The sequence below is a fragment of the Teichococcus deserti genome (assembly GCF_001982615.1).
GTDB classification, from domain to species: Bacteria; Pseudomonadota; Alphaproteobacteria; order Acetobacterales; family Acetobacteraceae; genus Pseudoroseomonas; species Pseudoroseomonas deserti.
In genome coordinates, this window is sequence record NZ_MLCO01000359.1 from 1 (window position 1) to 4,518 (window position 4,518).

General features: G+C 74.8%; 6 protein-coding genes and 1 pseudogene. 3 read left to right on the forward strand and 4 right to left on the reverse strand.

From position 1 onward, the window contains the following. Positions 1-190: pseudogene (locus BKE38_RS32475) on the forward strand (DUF721 domain-containing protein); the annotation flags it as partial. Further along, entirely contained in the window at positions 190-828 is a 639-nt protein-coding gene (locus tag BKE38_RS27050) for a GntR family transcriptional regulator (protein ID WP_076960296.1), read from the forward strand. The pseudogene BKE38_RS32475 and the gene BKE38_RS27050, both read left to right, overlap by 1 nt. Positions 829-862: 34 nt before the next feature. Here BKE38_RS27050 and BKE38_RS32480 read toward each other — a convergent pair whose 3' ends face one another. Both BKE38_RS32480 and BKE38_RS27055 read right to left on the reverse strand, forming a co-directional pair. Next, on the reverse strand, positions 863-1,018 hold the full coding sequence (locus tag BKE38_RS32480; RefSeq protein ID WP_165694298.1) for a DUF3309 family protein: 156 nt from the start codon (positions 1,016-1,018) through the stop codon (positions 863-865). Then, positions 1,015-1,692, reverse strand: a complete 678-nt coding sequence (locus tag BKE38_RS27055) for a dienelactone hydrolase family protein (RefSeq protein WP_076960297.1) — start codon at positions 1,690-1,692, stop codon at positions 1,015-1,017. The genes BKE38_RS32480 and BKE38_RS27055 overlap by 4 nt, the downstream gene beginning before the upstream one ends. Before the next feature lie 61 nt (positions 1,693-1,753). Between BKE38_RS27055 and BKE38_RS27060 the strand changes: the two genes are divergently transcribed. Further along, positions 1,754-1,939: a DUF4169 family protein gene (locus BKE38_RS27060; RefSeq protein WP_076960298.1), complete on the forward strand. Its 186-nt coding sequence runs from the start codon at positions 1,754-1,756 to the stop codon at positions 1,937-1,939. Positions 1,940-1,946: 7 nt separating this feature from the next. Here the strand turns inward: BKE38_RS27060 and BKE38_RS27065 are convergent, their stop codons facing one another. After that, entirely contained in the window at positions 1,947-2,855 is a 909-nt protein-coding gene (locus BKE38_RS27065; protein ID WP_076960299.1) for an EF-hand domain-containing protein, read from the reverse strand. 26 nt (positions 2,856-2,881) lie between these two features. Beyond that, positions 2,882-4,435: a hypothetical protein gene (locus tag BKE38_RS27070; protein WP_076960300.1), complete on the reverse strand. Its 1,554-nt coding sequence runs from the start codon at positions 4,433-4,435 to the stop codon at positions 2,882-2,884. Positions 4,436-4,518 lie beyond the last annotated feature (83 nt).

Here is a 4,518-nt window from a genome sequence, read left to right on the forward strand (position 1 = left end):
GGGCCAGGCGCTGGTGCAGCGGCTGCGCATCGTCCAGGCCAAGATGCCGCCCCCCATCCGCCGCGCGCCGAAGCCGCAGCCCGTCGCCCTGCCCGCCCCGATCGACGCCAAGATCGCCGATGTCGCCGACCCCGAGCTGCGCGCCGCGCTGGCCCGCCTGGCCCAGGGCGTGTTCCGCCCGAAGCGCTGATGCCCGTCCTGTCGCTGCAGGAGCAGGCCTATCGCGCCATCCGCGGCCGCATCGTCACCTGCCGCTTCCCGCCCGGCAGCAGCCTGGTCGAGGCCCAGGTCGCCGAGCTCCTGGGCTTCGGCCGCACCCCCGTCCGGCAGGCCTTCGACCGGCTGCGCCAGGAAGGGCTGGTGATCGTCCACCCGCGCAAGCGCGTGGAGGTGCGCCGCATCGACCCGGCCGAGCTGCTGGACATCATCGAGGCCCGGCTGATCAACGAGGGGCACGCCGCCCGCCTGGCCGCCGCCCGCGCGACCCCGGCCGAGATCGCCGCGCTGGAGGACAACATCCTGCGCGCCGGCAGCGCCACCGCGGTGGAGGAGACCGAGCAGCTGATGCTCCTCGAGCAGGAATTCCACGGCCTGATCGCCGGCGCCGCCCGCAACGCCGTGCTGGCGGATATCCTGCGCAACCTGCGCGACCGGGCGATCCGCTTCTGGTTCATCGCCGCGGGGCAAAGCGGCCACCGCCAGTCGGTCGTCGCCCAGCACGCCGCCATCGCCGAGGCGGTGGCGCGCCGCGACGGCGATGGCGCCGAAGCGGCGATGCGGCGACACATCGAGGATTTCCGGAGCAGCGTCCTGCAGCAGGGCCAGTGAAACGCCAGGGGGAGTCATTCCCCCGGCCGGCCCCTCAATCCTTCCGCCCTTTGAACATCATCACCACCGCCGCGACCGCCAGCAGCCCCCACATGGCGACCGGCGGCGCGTCGAAGCCCTGGGCGTGCCACAGCGGCAGCGCCGCCAGCGCCGCCAGGATCACCACCACCGTGACGATATAGGTGATCATCCGGCGAGGTGGCGCGCCAGGAAGCCGAGCGAGCGCTGCTCGGCCAGCGCCGAATCGGTCGGGCTGTAGGAGCCGCGCTCCTCGCAGGAGAAGCCGTGCTGGGCGCCGGGATAGGTGAAGACCTCGATCCCCGGCTGGGCGGCGCGGATGGCGGCGACGTCGTCCAGCGGGATGCCGTGGTCGGCCTCGCCGAAATGGAGCTGCACCGGGCAATGCGGGGTCTCGTCCTTCGCCGCGGCGATGCCGCCGCCGTAGTAGCCGACCGCGGCGTCGAAGACCTCGGAGCGGGTCGCGCCGTGCCAGGCGACGGTGCCGCCCCAGCAATAGCCGATGATGCCGAGCTTCGCCTCCTTGCCCAGGCTGGCGCGCAGGGCGGCGGCGGCGGCCTCGATGTCGAGCAGGGTCGCGGCGGCGTCGATCTGGCCGCGCAGCGCGATGCCCTGCTTCACGTCTTCCGGCGCGTAGCCGAGCTCGACCCCCGGCTGGGCGCGGTCGAACAGCGCGGGCGCGAGGACGGCGTAGCCCTGCTGGGCGAATCGCTCGCAGACCCGGCGCATGTGGCGGTTCACGCCGAAGATCTCCTGCACCACCACCAGGCCCCGCCGCGCCGTGTCCGGGCCCAGGCGCCAGGCGGAGAGCCGGTGGCCATCGGCGGCGGCCAGTTCGATCTGCATGCGAGTCTCCTGGGGCGTCCGGGCCATTCCCCGACGCGGCGTGCCGCACTATCCTCCGTGCATGGCAGAGATCGTCAACCTCAACCAGCGTCGGAAAGCGGCCGCCCGGGCCGAGGCCGGGCGTCAGGCCGCCGCCAACCGCGAGAAATTCGGCCGCAGCAAGGCCGAGCGCGCCCGCGACGCCGAGGCCGAGGCGCGGCGCAACGCGCTGCTCGACGGCGCCCGCAAGGACCCCGCCAAGGACTGAGCCGCGGCTACTGGCCGAGGATGGTGCTGTCGAGCAGCGTCCGCAGCAGCGTCACGCCTTCCTGCACGCCTTCGAGGCGCAGCGGCCGGCCGCCCTCGCTGCCCAGCGCCCGGGCGAAGACGGCGCGGTCCTGGCCGAGCTCGGCGGCGGAGAGCTTGCCGTCGCCGTCATAGTCCAGGCTTTCCATGGCGAAGCGGGCGATGGCGACGCCGGCCAGCAGCCCGCCGCCGCCGGCCGCCATGACGCCTTCCGGCGCAGCATCCTCGGCGGCCGCCAGCACCCAGGTCATGCCGCGCACCATGCGGGCGATCTCGGCCACCGACAGCAGCTTGTCGCCGGAGACGTCGCCTTCCTGGACGATGGCAGCGACGCAGCCGGCGGGGCTGGCGGAAGCGCCGCCGCAGGCCGCCTCCAGCACCTCGAGCGAGCCGAGGAAGGCCAGCCCCTCGCCATGCAGCGCGGCGAAGGCGGGCGGCGGGCTCGGGCAGCGGTGCCAGGATTGCAGCGGGGTGTCGCCGGGCAGGCGGTCGTCGCGCAGCTTGGCGTCGGGCTCGGCGGTCTGCAGCGCGGTGCCGTCGCCGCGCAGCAGGATGCGGGGCGCCTCGGCGCCGCGGCCGATGCCGACATGCCAGTCGGTCTGCGCCCCGGCTTGCTGGCGGCGCGTCTCGCCGAAGCGGATCAGCCGGGCCGGCGCGTCGGAGGGCAGCCGCACCACGGCACGGGCGGTGACCTGCAGCATGGCGCGCGGGGCGGTGCATTCGCCGTCGAACCAGGCGCCGCGCAGGGCGGGTGGCACCGGCAGCAGGGCCGGCTGGGCCGTCGCCGCAGAAGCAGGGGCCGCGGGCGCGGCCGGCTGGGCCAGGGCGGGCGAGACGCAGCCGAGGCCGGCAACCAGCGCGACGCGAAGGACGGCCATCGAGCCGCCCTTCAACCGGAAAGGAGTCATGGAAGGGAGACCTCGGTGCCGCTGCACAGGGCGAAATCCGGCCGGTCGATTTCCAGCCCGTTGCGGAAGACGGCGCGCAGATGGCCGGTGCAGCCGACCCCTTCGGGCGGCTGGAAGTCCAGCGTCTCGCCGCGGCCGAGCACGGTCGCACCCAGCCGGTCGGCGCCGCGCGGGCTGCCCGCGGCATCGACATAGAGCTCGACCAGCGGCGCCGGGCCGGCATTGCGGAAGCGGACGCTGCCCTCGCGCGGCGGGCCCTGCTCGATGGCCCCGGCCCCCTGGTCCAGCCGCTCGGCCAGCGTCCAGCCCGGGCGGACCACGATCAGCCCGTTGTCGCAGATGTTCACGCCGCGCCGCTCCTCGGCGCCGCCATTGCCGAAGACGACGCGCAGGTCGACCTCGCAGCCGGCGCGGAGCGTCACCTCGAAGCGGCCGCCGCGCTCCAGCGGGCCGCCGGGCAGCCGGTCGTCGCCCCAGTCGGTGTCGTCGACGCTGGAGGCGTAGAGTTCCTGCACCGGCGCGCCATGGCGGTTGACCAGGGTGAAGGCGCGTTCCGGCTGGCGCTCGATGCCGCCGCCGTCGAACACCACCTTGGCGCCGCCGCAGATGTCCACGGCGGATTTCTCCTCGGCCTGCTCGTCATTGTAGACGACGCGCAGATCGGCCTGGCAGCTCTGCCGGCGCAGGCGCAGGCGGAAGGTCTCGCCGGCGCCGACGGTGATCTGGCCCAGGCGGTCGGGGCCCCAGCGTTCCTCGCGCTCCTCGGCGGTCGCGGGCGGCGTCGGCGCCGGCGCGCCGGGGGCCGGCAGCGGCGCGGCATAGAGGCTGCGCAGCGTGCGCTGGGTGCCGTTGACGACCTCGACCTCGCGCCAGGGGATATTGCTGTCGCCGAAGACCACGCGGCTGCGGCGGCACAGGTCGACGCGGCGTTTCTCTTCCAGCGTGTCGTCCTCGTAGACCGCGGTCATGTCGTAGAGGCATTCGCGGGCGCGGCCGAGGCGCAGCGTGAAGGTCGCCTCCGGCCCGACCATGTCGGCGCCCAGCCGGTCCGGCCCGCGCGCGGCGGCGCCGCGGCCCTGGGCGGCGGAGGGCATGGCGTAGAATTCGCGCATGGTCAGGTCGGTGTCGTTGACCACCTGCGCCTCGCGCAGCGGCGCGGTCGGATCGCCGAAGGTGACGCGGCTGCTGCGGCAGAGGTCGACGCCGCGCTTCTCCTCGGCGCTGCCATCGGCCAGCACCGCGCGCACGTCGAACAGGCAGAGCCGCTGCCGGCCGAGGCCCACGCGCAGCGAGGCGCCGGTCGGCAGGGTGTCCTGGCCCAGCCGGTCGGGCCCGGGCTCCACGCTGCCGGCGGGGGCGATGTAGAGCTCGCGCAGGCCGAGGCCCAGCTCGTTGACGATCAGCGCCTCGCGGTCCTGGACGGGGCGCTGCTGGCCGCCCTGCTGGCCCCCGGACGCCGCCGGCGGGGAAGCGGCGCGCTGCGCCCAGGCCGGGGCGGCCTGCCATGGTGCCAGGAGGAGGGCCAGCACCACCCCCACGCGAAACCGCATCCAGAGATATCCTCGCTCGGGCCCAGCGCCCGGACCTCGGCCGCAGCATGCGGGGGGGGATGCTGCGGTGCAAGCGGGGGGAG

Bases quoted from the DNA above. Each gene is read 5' to 3' on its own strand.
- BKE38_RS27050 (WP_076960296.1), top strand. From the start codon at position 190: ATGCCCGTCCTGTCGCTGCAGGAGCAGGCCTATCGCGCCATCCGCGGC.
- BKE38_RS32480 (WP_165694298.1), bottom strand. From the start codon at position 1,018: ATGATCACCTATATCGTCACGGTGGTGGTGATCCTGGCGGCGCTGGCG.
- BKE38_RS27055 (WP_076960297.1), bottom strand. From the start codon at position 1,692: ATGCAGATCGAACTGGCCGCCGCCGATGGCCACCGGCTCTCCGCCTGG.
- BKE38_RS27060 (WP_076960298.1), top strand. From the start codon at position 1,754: ATGGCAGAGATCGTCAACCTCAACCAGCGTCGGAAAGCGGCCGCCCGG.
- BKE38_RS27065 (WP_076960299.1), bottom strand. From the start codon at position 2,855: ATGGCCGTCCTTCGCGTCGCGCTGGTTGCCGGCCTCGGCTGCGTCTCG.
- BKE38_RS27070 (WP_076960300.1), bottom strand. From the start codon at position 4,435: ATGCGGTTTCGCGTGGGGGTGGTGCTGGCCCTCCTCCTGGCACCATGG.